Consider the following 20,665-nt stretch of genomic DNA (forward strand, 5'->3'; position numbering starts at 1 on the left):
CGCCAAGGCCTCAGCCAAGGCGGCCCCGCTTCATTCGCGGGCGCCTCCCAGCACGAGCAGGCAGCCGGCGGTGAACGTGTCGCCGAGGCCGAGGGTCGTCGCCGGAGCCCGCAAATTGGGCGACGCGCAGGAAACGAGATGCCATCCATCGCAGAGCGCGCCGTCGGCGAGAGGCGGTTCGGCAAAGGAGGCGCCGTCCGGCACCCTCGGCCGCGAAACGGGCCGTCCCGCCTCGGCGCGCGCGGAGGCGAGCAGACACCCCATCATCAGGGCATCGCGCTCGACCGCGGGATCGTCGAGCGTCACCGAGGCCGCCCAGTGATCGGCGTGGACGCACAGCCGCCGCAGCCCGAGGCGCACCGCCGTCTCCCTCATGGCGGAGGCCGTCTCCTGGCCCTTCGTCAAGGACCGCAGTTCGGATTCGCTCATCCCCACCGAGGTGACGACGGAGGCGAAGCCGTCCAACAATCTCCAGCATGGCGCCGGATCGGCATAGGTCGACAGCTCGAGATGGACGGTCTCAAGGCCACGCGCCCGCCACTGATGCACGAGCGCCGAGATCCGTCCCACCTCCTGATCGAGTTCGTTGTCGGGGACACAGCCGAAGCCGGCGATCAGACCGGCGCCCGCCTCGCCGGCGAGCCCTGTGCTCAGCGCTTCGAAGGCGTCGTCCCGCTCCAGCCCTGGATCGCCGAAGCGCACGATGATGCGTGAGGAACGCGGCGGAACGACGCCCGCCGCCGGCCGACCGGCCGTGAACTCGAAGATGAAGATGTCGGGGCGAGCGACGCCGGCCGGCCGAACATCCCGCACGGCGACCTTATGGCCAGCCTCGGCTAAAGTCAGGTCGCCCGGCACGCAGCGCAGCATGTGAGCGCTGCGGTCCTCCAAGGCGAGAAGCGTCGGCGCGCCAAGCGCCGTCAGAACCATGGCGGCGTGCGGGCCGGTGCCGCCGAAGGCGTGGTCGACGGGCAAATGCTCAGCGAGCCATGCTGGCCCCTCGGGCCACTCCACCCGGATCTCGCCGCCAACGCCGTTCGTCATCCGCCCGATGATGGTCGCCATGAAATCCGCCGCCGCCGCGCTGTCCAGCGTCAAATCGGCCGGGACATCGTGCATGGAAATGCGGGCGTCGATGCACGCACTCATCCCGCACAGCGTCACTCGCGACCGGCGTATGATTTCGGGCGCGCGCATCAGCAGGGCCGCGTAAGCCTCGGCCCAGTCGCGCATCGAATTGTTGACCATGATCCTCCCCGACACCGTCTTCCTGCTTGTGGTTTCGCTGGTTCGCGTCGGTATGATCCGACGGTATAATGACGCCTTATGACTGTCAATGATAGCTTTTAGCGATTTATGACGTTTAATGGTGCCTTCTTGTGGCGCGCGATGGTCGCCCGTCGAGATTACACCGAGAAGCCCAACCCATCTCGCGTCTGGATGGCCTTACTCAATGGCCGCCGCGCGGCGGCAACCGGATCGTCGCCGCAAGGCCGCCTTCGGCCCGGTTGGAAAGCGTCAGCGAGCCGCCATGGGCTTGCACGATGCCGAGCGCCGTCGCCAGTCCAAGACCAAGTCCCCCTGTATCGCGGCTGCGGGAAGTCTCCAACCGGACGAAGGGCTGAAACGCTTCCTCGATCCGCTCCTCCGGCAAGCCGGGACCATCGTCCTCGACGACGATGACCGGTCCGTCCGCCTCTGCCGTCAACTTGATGACGGCACCGCCACCATATTGGACGGCGTTGTCGACAAGGTTCGATAGCGCCCGCTTGAGCGCGATGGGCCGGCAGGGGTAGGGCGTTGGTTCAGCGGGCGCGGCCACGACCTTGCTCCCGGCGAGCGCGAACTCCTCCGCGACGGCCTTGACGAAGGCGGCGAGATCGATTTCCCTGGTTTCCTCCTCCCGGGCTTCCGCCCGCGTGAAGTTCAGTGTCGCCTCTGTGATGGCCGCCAGTTCGTCGATCGTCGCGACGATGCCGGCGCGCGCCTCCTCGTCGTCGATGAACTCCGCCTTCAGGCGCAGCGTGGTGAGGGGCGTGCGCAGATCGTGGCTGACGGCCGCCAACAGGCGCAGACGGTCCTTGACGAAGCGCCCGAGACGATCCTGCATGGTGTTGAAGGCGCGGGTCGCAACGACGACCTCCGCCGGTCCGGTCAGCGGCAGGGGCTCCACCGACTCCCCTCGGCCGAGACGCTCGGCGGCATCGGCAAGGCGCCGCAGCGAGCGCGTCTGTGCGCGAACCGCGAACACGACCACGAGCGCCACGGCGAGCGACGATATCAGGAAGGACGGCAGCACCAGCCGTCCGCCCGCATCAGGCACCGCGACAGCGTCACGCACCTCCAGCCAATGGCCATCCGCGAGCGGCACCGTCATCCTCACGGCAGCGTTGGGTGGCTGGCGCGCGAGCCATGCTCCCGGCCCGCCCATCATCCCGGAGCCCATTCCGCGCCCCGCCATGCCCATCCCGGCGCCGCCTCCGCCGCCTCGCCGCAGGCGGCCAAGTCCTTGGCCACGGGGGGCCGGCATCCCCTCTGGAACGAGATCGGCACAGAAATCACGATGGTCGGCCAACGGCTCGATCGCGACGGTCGGCGCGCCGCCGGCGTCCGCCAGCTGTGTCCGCAGAACCTCGGCGATCTGCTTCTCGGCATCCGTCATCGCGCGCGGCTCGGGCGCCTGATCCGCCACGCGGGCGCAGGAGTGCATGGACCAGAACGCGTCGGCCAGCCGCCCCCGTTCCTCCGGCGGCGAGGAGGCGACGAGGCGCACCAGCGTGACCGCCTGAGCCACCGCCTGGCCGTGGAGCATCGCCTCGACCACCGCGTCCTGCTCGTCGCGCAGAACAAGGACCAGGGCCCCTTGCGCGAGCGCCAACGTCGCCACGATCAGGAGGACAAGGCGCGCCGCCAGCCCACGGGGCCAGAGGCGACTCATCGCTCTTCTTCAACCGGCGCGGCGAAGGTGTAGCCGTCGCCCCAGACCGTCTTGATGAGGATCGGGTGCTGCGGATCGGGCTCGATCCTCCGCCTTAGCCGGCTTACAAGATTGTCGATGCTGCGGTCGAAAACCTTGGCGGCGCGTCCCTGCGTGAGGTCAAGCAGTTGGTCGCGCGTCAGCACGGCGCCGGGATGGCTCACGAAGGTCTGGAGCAGACGGAATTCGGCGGTCCCCATGTCGACGCTCTGTCCGGCCTCGTCGAAAAGCGCGTGCTGCTGTGGGTCCAGCGTCCAACGATCGAAGCGATAGCGCGCCGGCGTTTTTGGCCTCTCGCCATCCGGCGGGCCGCCAACGCGTCGCAGGATGGCGCGAATGCGCGCCAGGAGCTCGCGCGGGTTGAACGGCTTGGTGACGTAGTCGTCGGCACCGAGCTCCAACCCGACGATGCGATCCGTCTCCTCCGAAACGGCGGTCAGGAGCACGATCGGGATGTCGCCGGTCTGACGCAGACCACGGCAGAGCGACAGGCCGTCCTCGCCCGGCATCATGATATCGAGCACAACGAGATCGATGGCCGCCGCCTTCATGACCTGTCGCATGGCATGGCCGCCATTGGCGACGCTCACCCGCATGCCGTTCTTCTCGAGATACTTGGCGAGTAGCTCGCGGATCTCGCGATGATCGTCGACGACGAGAATGTGCGGTGTCTTTTCCATCAGGCCGGTTCCACCATGCTGACGAGCCCGCGCGGATCGCAGGAAGCCGATGCGGGAAAGAGCGTCGTCCGAGCCGCGCTCCAAGTCCAGACGGCCCGCCGCGACATAATTGTATCGAGATGTATCGGCGCCGGCCCTCATGACATCTCATGACGAAAAGGCCTTCCGGCGGCAAACTTCGATGCAGGTTTTTTCCTAAGTCATGGGTGAAAGACCGGTCGTGAGCGGTTTTTCGGAGCGAACGGATCAACCGGGTGGAGGACCCGCGCAAGCGGCCTCCCCGGCCATCCCGGCAAGAGGAGAACCAGACAATGAAACGCCTGCTGATAGCAATCGCCGCCCTCGGCGCCACCGCCATCGCCATCCCCGCCGCCGCCCAGGCGTTCGGCCCCGGACGGGGCCCCAATGCGGGTTACGGCTGGTCGCAAGGCTGCGGCGGCCCCGGCTTCATGATGGGTCGGGGCGGCGGATATGGTCGCGCGGCGATGATGAACGGCGCCGGCCCACGAGGCATGATGGCCACCGGTAATCCAGCCGGTCGCGGCGGCGGAAGACTCACCGCCATCGACACGAACCGGGACGGCGCGATCACGGCGGAGGAAGCCGCCACGGCGGCGGACGAGGTCTTCGCCACCATGGATGCCGATGACGACGGCTCCCTGACGAAGGACGAATACATGGCCGTGCGCATGGGTCCGGGGAACGGCTGGAACACCGCCCGTCAGGCCGCCCGGCAGACCCTGAAACAGGACCGCTTCGCCGTCATCGATGCCGATCATGACGGACGGGTCAGCCGCGCCGAGTTCATCGAGGGCGCCAGGGCTCACTTCAGTGCCGCCGACACCGACGGCGACGGCCAGGTTACGCCCTGGGAGTTCCGCCAGGCTCGCTGGAATTGATGCGCGGCCGGCTTCGCGCCAGGGCCGGCGGTTCGCCGCCGGCCTCTTTGTTGCGCGGCGAGCGCCACACGCCTAAGAGATGGCGGTTTTTTTTGAGGGAGGCCCCCTGACCATGTCGCTCGCACGATACCAGAGACTGCGCCGGCTCGTTCTCGCCTTCCTTCTTCTCCTCGTCCTCCTCGCGCTCCTCTTCGTGCGTTCCAGCTGGCAGGACGAGGATATTCACGAGATGATCGAGCAGATCGGCCTCGGCATCATCGTCGTCGGGATTGTCGGGCGCATCTGGTGCACGCTCTATATCGGCGGGCGCAAATCGGCAGAGATCGTCGAGGCTGGGCCATATTCTGTCACCCGCAACCCGCTCTATGTGTTTTCGACGCTGGCGGCGGCGGGACTCGGCGCGCAGAGCGGCAGCCTCACCATCGCCCTTCTGACGGCGATCGGATGCTATATCGCCTTCAACGTCGTCATCCGACGCGAGGAGAAGTTCCTCTCGGAAAAATTCGGAGCGCCTTACAGGAGCTATCTGGAGCGGGTGCCCCGCTTCTGGCCGAAGCCATCGCTTTTCCGCGATTCCCCCGAGCTCAACGTCAACATGCGGCGGGTCTATGCCACGCTCTACGACGGGCTGGTTTTCTTTGCGGCGATGCCCGTGCTGGAGTTCGTCGAGATCCTTCAGGACAAAAGTATTTTGCCGGTTCTGCTAAGGCTTCCCTGAACCGGGCATGCGCAAAGGCACGGTGGCGTCTTGTCTCAAAACAGGCGGCGGCCGCTACGACCGCCTCCCCAGCCGTCTCACGTGCGTTACGCTTTTCGCGCCTGACTGACCGCCTGCTTCATGGCGGCAGGGTCGACGACACCGGGAAACAGCGTGGTTCCGATGACATAGGCGGGCGTTCCCATCAGGCCGAAGCCCTCGGCCTGGGTGCTGTTCCTCTGGAGGACGGCGTTGATGCGCTCCTTGTCCTTGACATAGGCGTCGTTCAGCGCGTCCGGGTCGAAGCCCGCCTTCTCCAGCACGGCGTTGATCTCCTGCGGCGAGAGGCGCCCCTTGGTCGCCATGAGCGCGGCCTGCGCCTTGGCGTACCCCCTGCCGGCCGCCAGGGTCAGCCGCGAGGCATAGATCGAGGGCGGGCCGAAGATCGGCCAGTCCTTCATGACCAGACGGATATTGCCGTCCTCCTCGACGACCTTTTCCAGGTCGGGATGCGCCTTTTTGCAGTAGGGGCATTGGTAATCGAAGAACTCCACGATGGTGACGTCGCCCTTCGGATTGCCGAGCACGGGAATGCGAGGATCGCGCAGCACCGCCTCCCGTGACAGCGGATTGTCCGCCTCGCCGGGCGCCGCGTCGGCATGGCGCGCGAGCAGGGGGGCGGTGGCCAGTCCCGCCGAGGCGAGCAGCAGGCGGCGGCGGGTGAGCGGCGCGTGGATCATCGGGCGGGCTCCATTCGGGATGGCGTTGCGGGGAAGGCCGAAGCAGCCCGGAAAACACCGCCTCGCCGCTGCCGATGCAAGGCATTGACGCCACGATGCCGGAAATTTGTATGGTTGACCGGCAGATTTCCCGGCGAAGGCAGGTGATCCCCTGCCGCGCTAGCGCCGTTCGACGGAGGCGGGACCAGCCGCCATCGCGGGGGAGGCCGGCGCCTCGCTTTCCAGAGCGCCCTCGCCGAGCCGGATCATTGTTGTCGGAATGATCCTGCGCGAAGGGCCGGCATCCTGCCCGTTCATCTGCGCCAGGAGGCAGTCGAACACGGCGTCGGCCAACTGCTGCTCGTCCTGCCGGATAGCCCGCACGGTGTTGGGCAGGACTTCGAGGATCGCATCGTAGTCGAAGGTTCCGATGACCAGCCCGGCGGGAATCCGCCCGTAACGGGACTTGATGGCATGGAGCGCGCCCTTGAGGATCAAAAGCGAGGAACACAGAATTCCCTGCGGCCGCACGCCTTCTTCGGCAAAGAGGCGCGTGACCAGCTTGATGCCCACATCGATCGTATCGGCGCCCTCGGCGATCACGCGGCCCTTGCCCGTGCCGCCCGCTGTCTCGGCCAAAGCGGCTTCGAAGCCGCGAATACGCTCCTGGATGCTGGGATTGGCGGGATTGCCGCACAAAAAGGCGATGTCCTGCGCTCCGCCCTCGATCATTTCGCGCGTGATGGTGCGGGCGCTGTCGAAATGGTCGCTCAGGATCGCGATCGCCTTGTCGCCCTCGAACACCCGGTCGATCAGCACCAGCGGCAGCCGCTTCTTGCGCAGAGGCAGCGCATGGTCGCCGCGAGGACAGCACGGGGCGATCACCAATCCATCGACGCCCCGGGTCACGAGATTGTCCAGGGCGCGCTGCTCGATGGCCGGCTCCTCGGATGTCGACGTCGTCACCAGCACGAGCCCCTCGGCGCGGCATCGCACCTCGAGCGCCGCCATCAGCCGCGCGAAAAAGGCGTTGGAAAGGTCCGGAACGACGAAGCCGATGACGTGGCTGCGCCGAAGCTTCAGGTTGCGCGCCGTCTGATTGATCACATAGCCGTGCTCGGCGACGTAGCGCTCGATGATCTCGCGGGTGCGTCCGCTGATCCGGTAGCGATCGGCCTGCCCCTTGAGGACCAGCGTCACGGTTGTCCGTGAGTAGCCCGTCTCGCGGGCGATCTCGTCAATCGTCTTGGACATCAGGACCCTGAATCAACCTGAGCGGGAACGCTCGCCACCCACCATACGCAGCCCTTATGAAGCGAGCGCTGCCGCGCATCAAACGACATTTCTCCTTCAGGACGCGGGAGAGCCTGTCGGGCGTCGACCCACCTGACCGCAAAACGCGTTTCGCCCAACGGGCAGGAAGCCGCTTTTCCCGCGCCCCAGGGCATGTCGTCACGGCCGAGATTCGCCGCCTGACAAAATGCCGCATCCGCGAAATTTGGCCTGTTGATTCCGCTGATCACGCAGATTTGGGCCTCGGGCAAGCGGAGGAAAGAGATCCGGCCGGCTTGCCTCGCCGAAAGTTTCAAGCTATCCATATCTCGATGCTAACTCGTAGCAGCTAACGAATACAAGAGAGCAAACGGCTCGGCGTTGGTCTGACGAATGGCGTCCAGGGAGTGGAGGAACAGCGCGGCCCGGCAGGGATCGAGGGGTTTTCAGTTTGGCGAACTGCCAGCGGAGGCTTCTTCGGGACCTGCCCGATCGGGACGCGTGACAATTTGTCTTTCCGCCATCTCTTGACGGTCCTGCGTCCTGTCTCACGCCGCCGGTCCGAAGGCCCTGCCGCCTTCGGCGCACAGCGAGACAAAGGATGAATATCATGTCGAACGAGTCTCAAACCCCGCAGGATCGCCATTCGGGGGTTTGGCCCGTCATGCTGACGCCCTTCACCGACGAGATGGAGATCGACTGGGCGTCGCTGGAGCGCCTGATCGACTGGTACATCGGGGCGGGCGTCCACGGGCTGTTCGCGGACTGCCAATCGAGCGAGATGTTCTTCCTCACCGACAAGGAGTCGGTCGAGCTGACGCGCTTCGTCGTCGACTACACCGCCGGCCGCGTTCCGGTCGTCGCCTCGGGCCACACCGCCGGAGCGCCCTCGCGCCAGATCGAGCAGCTCCAGGCCATCGCCGAAACCGGCGTCGACAGCGTCATCCTGATCTCGAACCGGCTCGCCACCGCCGATGAAAGCGATGCGGCCGCCCTCAAGCGCCTGATCGCGTTGACCGAGAAGATCCCGACTTCGGTCGGCATCGGCATCTACGAGTGCCCCTATCCCTACAAGCGCCTGATCTCGGACGAGATGGCGAAGTGGTGCGCCCAGTCGGGGCGGTACACCTTCATCAAGGACACGTGCTGCAATCTCGAAACGCTGAAGCGCCGGGCCGCCATCGTCGAGGGCACCCAGCTCCACATCGCCAACGCCAATGCCCAGACGCTGCTCGACAGCCTCAAGGCCGGCGTCCACGGCTACAGCGGGGTGATGGCCAATTTCCACCCCGAGCTCTACGTCTGGCTCGTGGAAAACTGGCAGTCGCAGCCGGAGAAGGCCGAGATCCTGTCGCACTACCTCACGACCGCCGCGCTCGCCGAGTCGCTCGACTATCCGGTGTGCGCCAAGGCGTTCCAGAAGGAGATCGGCAATTTCACCACCGATCGCTGCCGGACGCGCCCCATCGGCGGCTACTACGCCAACCACTTCCCCACGACCATCCGCCAGATGATCGCCCTCGGCAACGAGATGAAGCAGCTGCTGTCGATCGGCTGACCGCCCTTCGACAAGCCGCCCTTCCCTCGCCAACGAGACATTGAGCCAACTCATGCCGCAGCGCTCCGTCAGCCTCCTTAAGAAAAGCTTCGTCGTTCCGCAGGATCACGAGCTCTTCAGGAATTGCCACGCCTCGACGCTCGTCCTCCTGCCGAACGGCGAGCGCCTCGTCGCCTTCTTCGGCGGGGAGCGGGAAGCCGCGGGCGACGTGGCGATCTGGCTGGTGCGCGGTGACGGCGAGAATTGGCAGCCGCCCCGCCGCCTGATGGCCGAGGACGGCCTCGCCCACTGGAACCCTGTTCTCATGGCAGAGGGCGAGACAGTCTGGCTGTTCTACAAGGTCGGCCCGACGGTCCACGATTGGACAACGCGCTGGAGCGTTTCCCACGACGGCGGCCAAAGCTGGTCGCCGCCCGAGGCGCTAGTGCCCGGCGATCCCGCGCCGCGCGGACCGGTCAAGAACAAGCTTCTCGCCATGTCGAATGGCGAGTGGCTGGCGCCGGCCTCGGTCGAAACGGCGACCCGCTGGGATGCCTTCGTCGACATCTCCGGCGACCGTGGCCGCTCCTGGCGGCGGGTGGACATCCCCCTGGAGCACCGCGCGGGCGGAACGGCCGAAAGCGGCAAGGCCATCTGGTCGGGGCTTTCCGAGGAGGCACTCTGGGAGAGCGATCCGGCGACCGTCTTCAAATGGGACGGCGTGATCCAGCCCTCCGCCTGGGAAGCGCCCGCCGGGCACATCCATATGCTGATGCGCTCGACGCGCGGTTTCCTCTACCGCACCGATTCCACCGATTTCGGCCGCAGCTGGACGAGTGCCTACTCGACCGAACTGCCGAACAACAACAGCGGTATCGATCTCGCCCGTTTGAACGACGGCACGCTGACCCTCGCCTTCAACCCCGTGACGGGCAACTGGGCGCAGCGCAGCCCACTTTCCATCTCCCTCTCCGGCGATGGCGGCGAAGCCTTCGAGCGCCTTCTAGACCTCGAAACCCAGGAGGGCGAGTTCTCCTATCCCGCGATCATCGCGGACGGGGAGACGCTCCATGTCACCTATACTTTTAACAGGAAAAACATTGTCTACTGTAGCGTCGTTTTAAGATAACAAAATGCCCCTCCGCGCCGCAATTCTTCTGCGGACAATGCGGAGAGGAAACCAACAAGAACACCCAAGGAGAAGACATGCTCAAGACACTCGGATTGGTCTTCTGCGGAATGCTGGCGCTGGGCAGCGTCAGCGCTTCGGCGCAGGAAATTACCTACCCCAAGAAGAACATCACCGTCATCATCCCGAAGAACCCGGGTGGCGGCACCGACACCTCCGCGCGCCTGACGCTTGAATACGCCAAGAAGTATCTGCCGTCGGGCGTGATCTTCGTGCCCGAGAACAAGCCGGCGGGCAACGGCGTGACGGGTCTCATCGAGGCGGCGCGGGCGCGGCCGGACGGCCAGACCCTGGTCATGACCACGGTCGAACTGGCGATGTTCCCGCACCAGAACAAGTCGCCCGTGACCTACAAGGACTTCACCGGCCTTTTCGCGCCGATCGCCGATCCCTGCTCCATCGTCGTGCGGGCCGACAGCCCCTACAAGACCCTGCAGGAGTTCGTGGACGCGGCGAAGAAGCAGCCGGGTGAGCTCCAGGTCGCCAATTCCGGCACCGGCGCGATCTACGATCTGGCGACCATCAACATGGAGAACCAGCTCGGCATCAAGCTCAAGCACATCCCCTATTCGGATGGCATTGGCCCCGCAATCGCCTCGCTGGTCGGCGGCCATGTCGACGCGGTGATCACCACCCCGGGTGCCGCCAAGCCGCAGGTCGACGCCGGCGCGCTGCGGATTCTCGGCGTCATGGACTCCAAGCGCTTCGCCCTCTTCCCCGACGTGCCGACCTTCAACGAGGCTCTCGGCGCCGGCACCAACACCGAGATGCGCGCGTGGGCCGCTTTCGCGGCGCCGGCCAAGCTGCCGGAAGACGTGCGCAGCCAGCTCGACGCGGCCTTCAAGGCGGTGGCGGCCGATCCTGAGTTCCAGGAGGCCATGAAGAAGCAGGGTATCGTTCCCGGCGACATGGTGGGCGACGACGTCGACGCCATGATGAAGCAGGACCACGAACTCTACGGAAAGCTGATCGCCGAGTCCCAGAAGGCTCAGTAAGCGACAGCGACACCACCGGGATCTGCGGCGCGCCATGCGCCGCAGACTCCCTCGGAGCGGCCAATGAGACATTACAACATCATGGTTGCAGGCCTATCGATCCTGATGGGCGGGGCAATCTTCTGGCTATCGCGCGATCTGACGGGTTTCAGCGAAACCGGCGTGCCCGGAGAGGCCTTCTGGCCGAGCATGATCGCCGGCCTTTTCATCCTGCTCGGGCTGCTCCAGCTCGCCGAAGTGGTCTTCTTCCCTTCGGTCAACGCGGGGCGCACGGTCGATCTTCACTCGGCCCCGGTGCGCACGAGCTACGTCGCCGCGCTCGTCGCGCTCGTCTTCGCGACGATCATGACCTGGCTCGGCTTCATCATCGGCGCCGTGCTCTTCATTCCGGCCATCATGCTCTTGATGGGCGAGCGCCGGCCACTGCTGATCGTCGGCGCGACGGTGGCGATCGTCGCGGTCATCTGGTTCGTCTTCGTCAATTTCTTCAACATCACGCTGCCGGTGGCAGTGTTCTTCGAGTAAGCGCGCCGGAGGCCCGAAAGTCATGAGCGACCTTTACCAAGCTCTCGGCGTCGTCTTCGGCTACGAGGCGCTGCTTCTCACCTTTCTCGGCACCCTGGCCGGCATCATCATCGGAGCGCTGCCGGGGCTGACCGTCAACATGGGCATCGCCCTGCTGATGCCCCTGACCTTCACCTTCCAGGGCATGGGCGGCATCCTGATGCTGCTGGGTGTCTATTGCGGCGCCATTTATGGCGGCTCGATCAGCGCCATTCTCATCAACACGCCGGGCACCCCGGCATCGGCGGCCACCGTGCTCGACGGCTATCCGATGGCGCTGAAGGGCGAGGCGGGGCGCGCGCTCGGCCTTTCGACGGCGAGCTCCATGTTCGGCGGCCTTTTCAGCGCCGTGGCCCTGGTCGTCGTGGCGCCGCAGCTGGCCAAGGTCGCCACCGGCCTCTCCGCGCCGGACTATTTCGCCCTCGGCGTCTTCGGTATCTCCATCATCACCTCGGTGTCCTCCTCCTCGGTGATTAAGGGACTGATCGGCGGTTGCATCGGGCTGTTCATCGCCACCATCGGACTCGATCCAATGACGGCGGGCATGCGCTTCACCTTCGGGTCGTACTACCTGATGGGCGGCATCTCGTTCGTGCCGATCCTCGTCGGCCTCTTTGCCTTCTCCCAGGCGCTGCTCGGCATCGAGGAAAACTGGATCGAGCGCAGGCAGCCGGGCGGCGCCCGCAAGGTGACGGCGCGGATCAGCCGGCTTTTGCCGAGCTGGGCGGACTTTAGGCGCGTCCTGCCCACCTATCTGCGGTCCTCGGTGATCGGCACGGCGATCGGCACCATCCCCGGCACGGGCGGCGACATCGCCTCCTTCATTTCCTACACGGAGGCCAAGCGCTGGTCGAAGCACCCCGAGGAGTTCGGGCACGGCTCCATCGAGGGCGTCTCGGCGCCGGAGGCCGGCGCCAACGCCGTGGCGGGCGGCGCCATGGTGCCACTGATGACGCTCGGCATTCCCGGCGACGGCGCCACCGCTATCATGATGGGCGCGTTCATGGTGCAGGGCCTCTCCCTCGGGCCGTTGCTCTTCACCGAGCATCCGGTGGAGGTCAACACCATCTTCATCGGGCTCTTCCTCGCCAATCTGATGATGGGAATCCTCGGCTTCTCCGGCATCCGCATCTTCACCCGGGTGATGGCCGTGCCGCGCCAGATCCTGGTGCCGATCATCCTGGTCCTGTGCGCGGTCGGCTCCTACTCGGTCAACAACACCATGACCGACGTCTTCGTCATGATGATCGCCGGCATCTTCGGCTACATCATGCTGAAGCTCGACTTCTCGATGTCTCCCATCATCATCGGCATCATTCTCGGACCGATGGCGGAGAGCAACCTCAGGCGAGCCCTGACCATGTCCGACGGTGATTTCTCGATCTTCGTCCGCAGCCCGGTCTGCGCGACCTTCCTGACGATCGCCCTTCTGACCCTCTTCCTGCCGATCGTCGGCCCGCGCATCAAGGCGTGGTGGCGCCTGCGTGGCGGAAACACCGCCGGCGACCCGTCGGCCGGCGTCTGACCTAAAATGGCCGGCGCCTGGCGCGCCGCCTCCCTTCTCGATCAATGCCGGCGAACCTCGCGAGAGGCGGCCTCGGAAGGCTTCAAACCGGCAATTCACCTCATGGGACAAAGCCAATGAACGACCGAACGACAATCGTAATGGTGGCCAGCGGCGACCTCAGGCCGAGCGCGAACGAGACGTGCTGGCCGACCCAGGAAGCAATGGAGGCACAGCTCACGGCCGCCATCGAGCGCCTTGGCGGCAAGGTCGAGCGTGGCCACGCCTACGATCCGGTGCGCAAGCACGGCTTCATCGCCAGCCAGAAGGAAGGGCTGGAGGTCTTCTCCAAGATCGACCCGAACGCGCCGCTCATCGTCGCCGAGTCGGTCTGGCAGTATTCCCAGCACGTCCTGGCCGGCCTCATCGCCCACAAGGGCCCGATCCTCACCGTCGCCAACTGGTCCGGCACCTGGCCCGGCCTCGTCGGCCTCCTGAACCTTAACGGCTCGCTGACCAAGGCTGGCGTCGCATACTCCACGCTGTGGAGCGAGACATTCGAGGACGAATGGTTCGTCGGCAAGCTCAAGCAGTGGCTCGAGGTCGGCAAGGTCGGCCACGACACCAGCCATGTGCATGCCTATGCGGGATCGCAGGACGCAGAGGCCGCGGCGCTCGCCAGGACCATCGCCGACGATCTCAGGACCCGCCGCTCCATCATGGGCATCTTCGACGAGGGCTGCATGGGCATGTACAATGCCATCATCCCAGACGAGCTGCTCTTCCCGCTGGGCGTGTTCAAGGAGCGGCTGTCGCAGTCGGCGCTCTACCATGCCACGACCCAGGTGCCCGAGGAGGAGGCGAAGGCCGCCTTCGACTGGCTGGTGGCGAAGGGTCTCAAGTTCCACTTCGGCACAGACGGCGCCAAGGAGCTGACGCCCGACCAGGTCGTGACCCAGTGCAAGATGTACATTGCCGCCGTTCGCATGGCCGAGACCTTCGGCTGCGAGACCATCGGCATCCAGTATCAGCAGGGCCTCAAGGACCTTCTCCCCGCCTCCGACCTGGTGGAAGGCCTCCTCAACAACGACGACCGCCCGCCGGTGACGGGCGCCGACGGCAAGATCATCCGTGACGGCAAGGCGGTGGTCCACTTCAACGAGGTGGACGAGTGCGCCGGCCTCGACGCGCTGATGACCAACCGCATCCACCGCGCGCTAGGCCAGCCGGTGGAAACGACGCTGCACGACTTGCGCTGGGGCGACGTCGATCGCTCCGGCTCGACGGACGATTACGTCTGGGTGTTCGAGATTTCCGGCGCCGTGCCCGCCGCCCATCATGAGGGCGGCTATGCCGGCTCCTCCTCCATGCGCCAGCCGCCGATGTTCTTCCCCTTCGGCGGCGGCACGCTGCGAGGCGTCGCGAAGGCCGGCGAGCTCGTCTGGTCGCGCATCTTCATCGAGAACGGCCAGCTCAAGATGGATATCGGCCGCGGCAAGGCCGTCACCCTGCCCGAGGAAGAGAGCGAGCGCCGCTGGAAGCTGACGGACTATGCTTGGCCGATCATGCACGGCGTCCTTTACGGCGTCTCCAGGGATCAGATGATGGCCCGTCACAAGGCGAACCACATCCAGGTGGTCTACGCCACGGACGCGGCGGCGGCCGACAAGGCCATGCGCGCAAAAGCCGCGCTGGCCGCCGAACTCGGCCTCGAGGTGGCGCTCTGCGGCACCGCCGCCGACGGCTCGCCGCTTCGCGGCTGACGGGCTGACCAACCGACGACCCTCCGCCCGAACGACAGGACTTGCCGTTCGGGCGGATCGGCTTCAAGAGTGCGCTCCAGGAGACTGTGGGGACAGCGAAGGGGGACCTGAACATGGCGGATCATTTCATCGGAATCGATGTCGGCACGGGCAGCGCGCGGGCGGGCGTATTCGACAGCGAAGGCCGGCTACTCGCCTCCGCCAAGCGCGCCATCTCGATCTGGCGCGAGGAAGGCGACATCGTCGAGCAGTCGTCGAACGACGTCTGGCAGGCCGTGGTGTTCTCGGTCCGGGAAGCGATGCGCCAGTCAGGCGTCGCGCCTGAGGACGTCAAGGGCCTCGGCTTCGATGCCACCTGCTCGCTCGTCGTGCTGGACGGCGAGGGCCGCCCCCTGCCGGTCGGCCCCTCCGAGGACCCCGAGCGCAACATCATCGTGTGGATGGACCACCGCGCCCTGGATCAGGCGCAGCGCATCAACGCCGGCGGCTACGACGTCCTGCGCTATGTCGGCGGCAGAATCTCGCCGGAAATGGAGACGCCCAAGCTCTTGTGGCTCAAGGAGAACCGGCCGCAGGTCTTCGGCGCGGCGGCGCACTTCTTCGATCTTGCCGACTATCTCTCCTGGCGCGCCACCGGCTCGACCAACCGCTCCGTTTGCACCGTCACGTGCAAATGGACCTATCTCGCCCACGAGAAGCGCTGGGACGCAGGCTACTTCAAGGCCATCGGCCTCGGCGAGCTCGCCGAGAACGACTTTGCTCGCATCGGCACCGAGGTCGTCGACATTGCGACCCCCCTGGGCAACGGATTGACGACTGATGCCGCCGAGGAACTGGGGCTGGCGCCGGGAACGCCCGTCGGCGCGTCGCTGATCGACGCCCATAGCGGGGGCGTCGGCACCTTCGCCGGCCGCCGGGCCGATGGCACGACGCTCGCCCCCGAGCGCCAGATGGCCCTGATCATGGGCACATCGGCCTGCGCCATGACGCTGTCGCGCGAGGCGACCTTCGTCGACGGCGTCTGGGGCCCCTATTCCGGCGCGATGGTTCCCGGCTTCTGGCTGCTGGAGGGCGGACAGTCCGCCTATGGCGCGGCGCTCGACCATCTCGTCACGCTGCATCCGGCCTACCCGACGGTGAAGGCGGCGGCCGATACCGCCGGCCAATCGCTGCCGGCCTATCTCGAAGCACAGGCTCTGGCGCTCGCCGGCTCCCTGGAGGAGGCCGCCCTCCTGGCGCGTTCCGTCCATGTCGTGCCGGAATTCCTCGGCAACCGCGCGCCCTATGCGGACCCCGAGGCGACGGCCGTGATCGATGGTCTCGGCCTCGACGCGAGCCCGGCGAGCCTCGTGCGCCTCTATGTCGCCGGCCTTTGCGGCCTCTGCTACGGCACGCGCCAGATCGTCGCGGCCGAACAGGCGAAGGGCGTTCCGCTGGACACGCTGGTCGTCAGCGGCGGGGCGGCGGTGAGCCCGCTCTTCCGCCAGATCCTCGCCGATGCGACCGGCCTTGCAGTGGCGCTGCCGCAGACGAGCGAGCCGGTGCTTCTGGGCGGCGCGATCGTCGGCGCGGTCGCCGCCGGCGCCTATCCCTCGATCGAGGCGGCGGCAGGCGCCATGTCGCGCATCAAGGAGACGATCTCGCCAGCAGGCGGGAGCGTCGCGGCGTTCCATGAGGCGAAGTTCAAGGCATTCTGCCTGCTTCAGGATGCCGACCGCGAGATTCGCGGCCTGATGCGCGCCGCCGGCTAAAGCATTTTCCGGTGAAAATAGGTTCACCTTCAATGCTCTAGGCCTTTGACCCATGAGCAATTCCGGACGCAAAGCCGCTTCACGCTTTTGCTGGATTTGCTCTAGGCGCAGACGAACCTGGCGGCGCGGCAGCGACCATTGCCGGCGCGCCGCCCGTGGCGCTCTATCGCTCCAGATCGCGGAATCGGCTCGGCGGCAGGCCGACCACGCGCTTGAAATCACGTGAAAAATAGAGCGGATCCTCGTAGCCGACCCGCCGCGCGATGACGCCGATGGACTCGTCCGTCTCCACCAGAAGCCGTTTGGCCTGGGCGATTCGGTATCCGCGGAGCCAAGCGTTCGGGGTCTGGCCGAAGGCCAGCTTGAACAGTCTAAAGAGATGGGACTTGCTAACCCGGCAGGTTTCGGCGAAGCGCTCCGTGGTCCAGACATCATTGTAGTGGAGATGCATCTCCTGCATGAGCCCGGCCAGGCCGCGATGTCCGGCGACGGCCGGCTCCAGGGCGCGGGTGCTGCGGCTGTCGATCAGCCTTTCCATCAGCCCCGCGGCGGTCCGCTCCGTGGCGGCCGCAGCTACCAGGGAATGCTGCTGGATCTGACCGAGCGCCTCCTCAAAAAGCCGGCGCACGTCATCCGGTGTGGCGAAGCGAAACACCGGGTCGCTGTCCACCGACAGTACCGTCGCCAGCCGCCCGAGGTTCGGGCTTTCAATCCGCAGCCACAGAATATCCCAGGGATTGGCCGGATCGGGATAATGAGCATGGGGGCGCTCGACAGGTAGCCAGACGAGTTGCCCCGCCTCGACACGGGCAAGCGTCGCTGCGATCCGCACATAACCGGCACCCTCCAGACAGAAGATGAACTCATGGCCGGGCACGCTGGCGCGCTCGATCCGGTAGTCCGCCCCCGCCATGATCCACCCGGCCCTGAGCAGCCGATAGTTGAAAGGATTGGTGCGGTTGTCGAGGCCGGAATAGTAGGAGTTGACGATCCGGGTGACCCTCAGGCTGCGGCGCAAGGCGCCCTCCGCACTCGCCGGCATCCTCGTCGCCCCCTCCTACGACCACCCTTCGGTACGCAACGCGACAGGTGCCATCACCCCATCGAGTCGTTCCGCCCTCGAATTATCGAACATGATGCCGACCGCTTTGCAACAGCGGCCCATTGGAACGCAGGACGCGGGCTCAAAGAACGCCGCTCGCCAACAGCGCCCGCCGAACCACCTCCGCGTGCTCGGGCTGCAGCGGGGTCGCCGGCGCCAGAACTGTCGTGGCGTCGCAGACGCCGGCCTGGCGCATCGCCTCCTTCACGACGGCGTAAAACGGGCTTTCGATCGCATAGAGATGGGGAACGTGGACGAGCTTCTGTTGCCAGGCGACGGACGCCCCATAGTCACCCGCGCGATAGGCCTCGTAAAGGCGGCAGGTAAGCTGGGGCGCAAAATTGGCCGAGGCGGGCACACAGCCATCGCCGCCCATGATCAGCGTTCCGAAGAGATACTCGTCGTAGCCCGCGAAGACGCGAAAGTCCGGCCGCTGGGGCTTGATCAGGTGAATGGCGCGGCGAATGTGGCTCAAGGTGTCGACGGTATCCTTCAAGCCGACGATGGAAGGGCAGTCCATGGCCAGGCGCAGAACCAGTTCCGGCCGCAGATCCTGCTTGGTGACGCCAGGAAAATTATAGACCATCAGCGGCAGCCTCACGGCTGCGGCGACATCGCGGAAGTAGCGGTAGATGCCATCCTCGGACAGGGCCGCGTAAGACGGATTGATTGCCACCACCCCGTCGGCGCCATGGTCGGCAGCGTGGTGGCCGAAGCGGATCGTTTCGGCCGTGCTCGGCACGGAGATGCCGATCAGCGCGGGCCGGCGCCCCGCCAGATACTTCAGGCAGAACTCCGCCACTTCCAGGCGCATCTCTGCCGACATGTGCGCGGCCTCGCCGGCGCTTCCAAGAAAAAACAAGCCATGGACCCCGCCATCGACGAGATGATCGATGAGCTTTCCCTGCGCCGCCGGGTCGAAGCGGCCGTCGGGGGTGAAGAGGGTGGCGACGGGCGGAATGACGCCGTGGAACTGGGGCATGGCAGCGAACCTGTAAATCGCCCGGCGGTGCGCTCGCTCAGCAACTCGGGCATAGCGGGAAAATCGGACGAAAGGGCGAGCGAGCAGCGCCTTCGCGGGTGGATCAAGGGTCGAGGCGATAGAGGCGAACGGCGTTCGCGCCGAACAACTTTTCCAGGAATCGCGCGGGGCGGCGCCGCGTCGTCTCCAGCAGGAGGTCGAGCCAGGGTCGGAACGGAATGCCAAGTTCGCAGACCGGATAGTTGGAGGCGAACATCACCCGATCCTCGCCGAAGGCATCCAGGCAGAAATCGATCCCGGCGCGGATGCGCTCAGGCTCCGCTGCCGCCGGCACCGGAAAACCGGAGATCTTGCACGAGACGTTGCGGCAGCGCGCCAGCGCCTCGATGCCGCTGCGCCATTCCTGAAGCTCGGGCGCGGACAGACCCGCCGAAAACAGTGCCTCCCCCGGATTGCCAGCGTGATCCAGCACGATCGTCGTCTCCTGGCAGGCATGGGCGAGGCGGGCGAGATCGCCGAGTTCGTCGCGCCGCATGCAGGCGTCAAAGGTCAGGCCGAGACGGCCGAGCACCAGCATGTTGGCAAGAAAATCCGGCGCCAGACAGGCGCCTCTTGGACTTGCCGGCATGTGCAGGACGTGGCGAACGCCCTTGAGGCGCGGTTCACCCAGCCAAGACGCAAGGTCCGCCTCAATGTCAGATCGGCTCAAATCGGCGGCGATCACGACACCCGCGATCGGGCTCGCCGGCTTGCGGGCGAGTGTGAAAACCAGCTCGTTTTCCCTTGCCCGGTCGGCGGGCGCCGCATCGATTTCGACATAGACGGCGCGCTTCAGGCACCATCCGTCGCCGATGCCGGCCGCCCCGCGCCAATCGTCGAAGTCGAAGCGACGCAACAGTTGCGGCGCCTTCCCGAGCCATGGCGGCACAAGGCTGGCGGGGTCCCAGAGATGCAGGTGTGAATCCACGATTTCAAGCATGACAATCGATCTTTCGACGGAGGCGCTTGGCGGGAGGGCGCCCTTTTGGGCCGGCCGCCGACTCGTCGCGACTTCAGCGGCCAGCCTTGCCGCCATTGCCCGGCAGCACATCCCAACCCGCGTTCATCACCGGCTCGAGGACGGCCTCCACCGCCTTCATAAGCTGCGGATCGGGAGCATGACCGACCCTTGCGGCGTTGGCGCGAACATTGCCGGCGTTGGCGGTGCCGACCACTGTTGTGGCGATGTCGCTTTCATGAGCCGTCGAGAGGGCGAAGCGCATGGCGAGATCGGAGATGTCGCCGCCTGCGGCACGGCAGAGGCGCGCGGCGGCATTGGCGAGTTCGATGACGCGCTCGTTGCCGGGGTGCCAGTCCGGCGCGCCGCGGTTGGTCAAGAGACCCATGCCGAGCGGAGAGGCGTTGAGGACGCCGATGCCGGCGGCGGCCAGACGCCGGGCCACCGGCGCGAGCCGGCGATCCTGCAGCGTATAGGTGCAGTAGGTCATCACCGTGTCGACCTTTTCGGCGATCGCCACGGTCTCGATAACATCGAGCTCATAGCCGGTGATGCCGATGAATCGGACGACGCCCTCCTCGCGCAGCCGGCGCAGCGCCGGCAGACATTCCGCGACGAGCTGCCGACGGTCGCCGCACTCAATGTCATGGCACTGAATGACGTCGATCACATCAACGCCGAGGCGCTTCAGGCTGGCCTCGACCGAACGCCGCGTGGCGTCGGCCGAGAAGTCCCAGTCCTTGTCGCCGTAGCGGCCTACCTTCGTGGCCAGGTGATAGCTCTCGCGCCGGACACCTGATAGCGCCTTGCCGAGCGCCGCTTCGGCCGTGGTGAGGCCGTAATAGGGCGCAACATCGAAGTAATCGAGGCCGCACCCAAGGGCGGCCTCGACGGCGGCGTTGGCTTCGTCCTGTGACACTGGATGATAGACGCTGCCGAGCGAGGCCGCGCCGAAGGACAGCGCCGGCACCTGGATTCCGGTTTCTCCCAACGGGAATCGGTTCATCATGTTTCTCTCCCTTTTGTCTTGGCGCGGC

The 20,665-nt window shown here is 66.1% G+C and carries 18 protein-coding genes; 9 read left to right on the forward strand and 9 right to left on the reverse strand.

Features of this window, described 5'->3' with window-relative positions:
* Nucleotides 1-30: 30 nt before the first annotated feature.
* From B5D38_RS13645 to B5D38_RS13655, 3 genes are all read right to left on the reverse strand, one after another.
* Nucleotides 31-1,248, reverse strand: coding sequence for an ADP-dependent glucokinase/phosphofructokinase (locus B5D38_RS13645; RefSeq protein WP_078708986.1), 1,218 nt, complete (start codon nucleotides 1,246-1,248; stop codon nucleotides 31-33).
* Between the two features lie 202 nt (nucleotides 1,249-1,450).
* Nucleotides 1,451-2,938 (reverse strand): ATP-binding protein, encoded by a 1,488-nt coding sequence (locus tag B5D38_RS13650; RefSeq protein WP_078708987.1) that lies wholly within the window; start codon nucleotides 2,936-2,938, stop codon nucleotides 1,451-1,453.
* On the reverse strand, nucleotides 2,935-3,657 hold the full coding sequence (locus B5D38_RS13655) for a response regulator (protein ID WP_078709105.1): 723 nt from the start codon (nucleotides 3,655-3,657) through the stop codon (nucleotides 2,935-2,937). Before B5D38_RS13655 ends, B5D38_RS13650 begins: the two co-directional genes overlap by 4 nt.
* A 311-nt stretch (nucleotides 3,658-3,968) precedes the next feature.
* Between B5D38_RS13655 and B5D38_RS13660 the strand changes: the two genes are divergently transcribed.
* Together B5D38_RS13660 and B5D38_RS13665 are read left to right on the forward strand one after the other, a co-directional pair.
* A complete protein-coding gene (locus B5D38_RS13660; RefSeq protein ID WP_078708988.1) occupies nucleotides 3,969-4,556 on the forward strand; it encodes an EF-hand domain-containing protein in 588 nt (195 codons plus the stop codon).
* Between the two features lie 112 nt (nucleotides 4,557-4,668).
* Nucleotides 4,669-5,274: a methyltransferase family protein gene (locus tag B5D38_RS13665; RefSeq protein WP_078708989.1), complete on the forward strand. Its 606-nt coding sequence runs from the start codon at nucleotides 4,669-4,671 to the stop codon at nucleotides 5,272-5,274.
* Between the two features lie 86 nt (nucleotides 5,275-5,360).
* Here the strand turns inward: B5D38_RS13665 and B5D38_RS13670 are convergent, their stop codons facing one another.
* On the reverse strand, nucleotides 5,361-5,993 hold the full coding sequence (locus B5D38_RS13670) for a DsbA family protein (RefSeq protein WP_078708990.1): 633 nt from the start codon (nucleotides 5,991-5,993) through the stop codon (nucleotides 5,361-5,363).
* Between the two features lie 159 nt (nucleotides 5,994-6,152).
* Nucleotides 6,153-7,226 (reverse strand): substrate-binding domain-containing protein, encoded by a 1,074-nt coding sequence (locus B5D38_RS13675; RefSeq protein ID WP_078708991.1) that lies wholly within the window; start codon nucleotides 7,224-7,226, stop codon nucleotides 6,153-6,155.
* Nucleotides 7,227-7,854: 628 nt separating this feature from the next.
* On the opposite strand from B5D38_RS13675, the gene B5D38_RS13685 reads away from it, so the two are divergent.
* The 7 genes from B5D38_RS13685 to B5D38_RS13715 all read left to right on the forward strand — a co-directional run bounded on the left by B5D38_RS13685 (nucleotide 7,855) and on the right by B5D38_RS13715 (nucleotide 16,547).
* Nucleotides 7,855-8,802, forward strand: a complete 948-nt coding sequence (locus tag B5D38_RS13685; protein ID WP_078708993.1) for a dihydrodipicolinate synthase family protein — start codon at nucleotides 7,855-7,857, stop codon at nucleotides 8,800-8,802.
* Between the two features lie 52 nt (nucleotides 8,803-8,854).
* Entirely contained in the window at nucleotides 8,855-9,910 is a 1,056-nt protein-coding gene (locus B5D38_RS13690) for a sialidase family protein (protein WP_078708994.1), read from the forward strand.
* 77 nt (nucleotides 9,911-9,987) lie between these two features.
* Nucleotides 9,988-10,965, forward strand: coding sequence for a tripartite tricarboxylate transporter substrate binding protein (locus B5D38_RS13695; RefSeq protein WP_078708995.1), 978 nt, complete (start codon nucleotides 9,988-9,990; stop codon nucleotides 10,963-10,965).
* Nucleotides 10,966-11,028: 63 nt separating this feature from the next.
* Nucleotides 11,029-11,490: a tripartite tricarboxylate transporter TctB family protein gene (locus tag B5D38_RS13700; protein ID WP_078708996.1), complete on the forward strand. Its 462-nt coding sequence runs from the start codon at nucleotides 11,029-11,031 to the stop codon at nucleotides 11,488-11,490.
* A 22-nt stretch (nucleotides 11,491-11,512) separates the two neighbouring features.
* On the forward strand, nucleotides 11,513-13,054 hold the full coding sequence (locus B5D38_RS13705) for a tripartite tricarboxylate transporter permease (protein WP_078708997.1): 1,542 nt from the start codon (nucleotides 11,513-11,515) through the stop codon (nucleotides 13,052-13,054).
* 116 nt (nucleotides 13,055-13,170) lie between these two features.
* A complete protein-coding gene (locus B5D38_RS13710; protein ID WP_078708998.1) occupies nucleotides 13,171-14,796 on the forward strand; it encodes a fucose isomerase in 1,626 nt (541 codons plus the stop codon).
* A gap of 113 nt (nucleotides 14,797-14,909) precedes the next feature.
* Nucleotides 14,910-16,547 carry an FGGY-family carbohydrate kinase gene (locus B5D38_RS13715; protein WP_078709106.1) on the forward strand — a complete coding sequence of 546 codons (1,638 nt, stop codon included), beginning with the start codon at nucleotides 14,910-14,912 and terminating at the stop codon, nucleotides 16,545-16,547.
* Between the two features lie 163 nt (nucleotides 16,548-16,710).
* Here the strand turns inward: B5D38_RS13715 and B5D38_RS13720 are convergent, their stop codons facing one another.
* The 4 genes from B5D38_RS13720 to B5D38_RS13735 all read right to left on the reverse strand — a co-directional run bounded on the left by B5D38_RS13720 (nucleotide 16,711) and on the right by B5D38_RS13735 (nucleotide 20,637).
* A complete protein-coding gene (locus tag B5D38_RS13720) occupies nucleotides 16,711-17,589 on the reverse strand; it encodes a helix-turn-helix transcriptional regulator (RefSeq protein WP_078708999.1) in 879 nt (292 codons plus the stop codon).
* Nucleotides 17,590-17,731: 142 nt separating this feature from the next.
* Nucleotides 17,732-18,631 carry a dihydrodipicolinate synthase family protein gene (locus tag B5D38_RS13725; RefSeq protein WP_078709000.1) on the reverse strand — a complete coding sequence of 300 codons (900 nt, stop codon included), beginning with the start codon at nucleotides 18,629-18,631 and terminating at the stop codon, nucleotides 17,732-17,734.
* A 103-nt stretch (nucleotides 18,632-18,734) separates the two neighbouring features.
* On the reverse strand, nucleotides 18,735-19,610 hold the full coding sequence (locus tag B5D38_RS13730) for an amidohydrolase family protein (protein WP_165690866.1): 876 nt from the start codon (nucleotides 19,608-19,610) through the stop codon (nucleotides 18,735-18,737).
* A gap of 73 nt (nucleotides 19,611-19,683) precedes the next feature.
* The gene (locus B5D38_RS13735; protein ID WP_207552951.1) at nucleotides 19,684-20,637 is read right to left on the reverse strand and encodes an aldo/keto reductase; all 954 of its coding nucleotides are present in this window, start codon (nucleotides 20,635-20,637) and stop codon (nucleotides 19,684-19,686) included.
* Nucleotides 20,638-20,665 lie beyond the last annotated feature (28 nt).

Origin of the sequence: Consotaella salsifontis (assembly GCF_900167365.1) — a bacterium.
GTDB classification, from domain to species: domain Bacteria; phylum Pseudomonadota; class Alphaproteobacteria; order Rhizobiales; family Rhizobiaceae; genus Consotaella; species Consotaella salsifontis.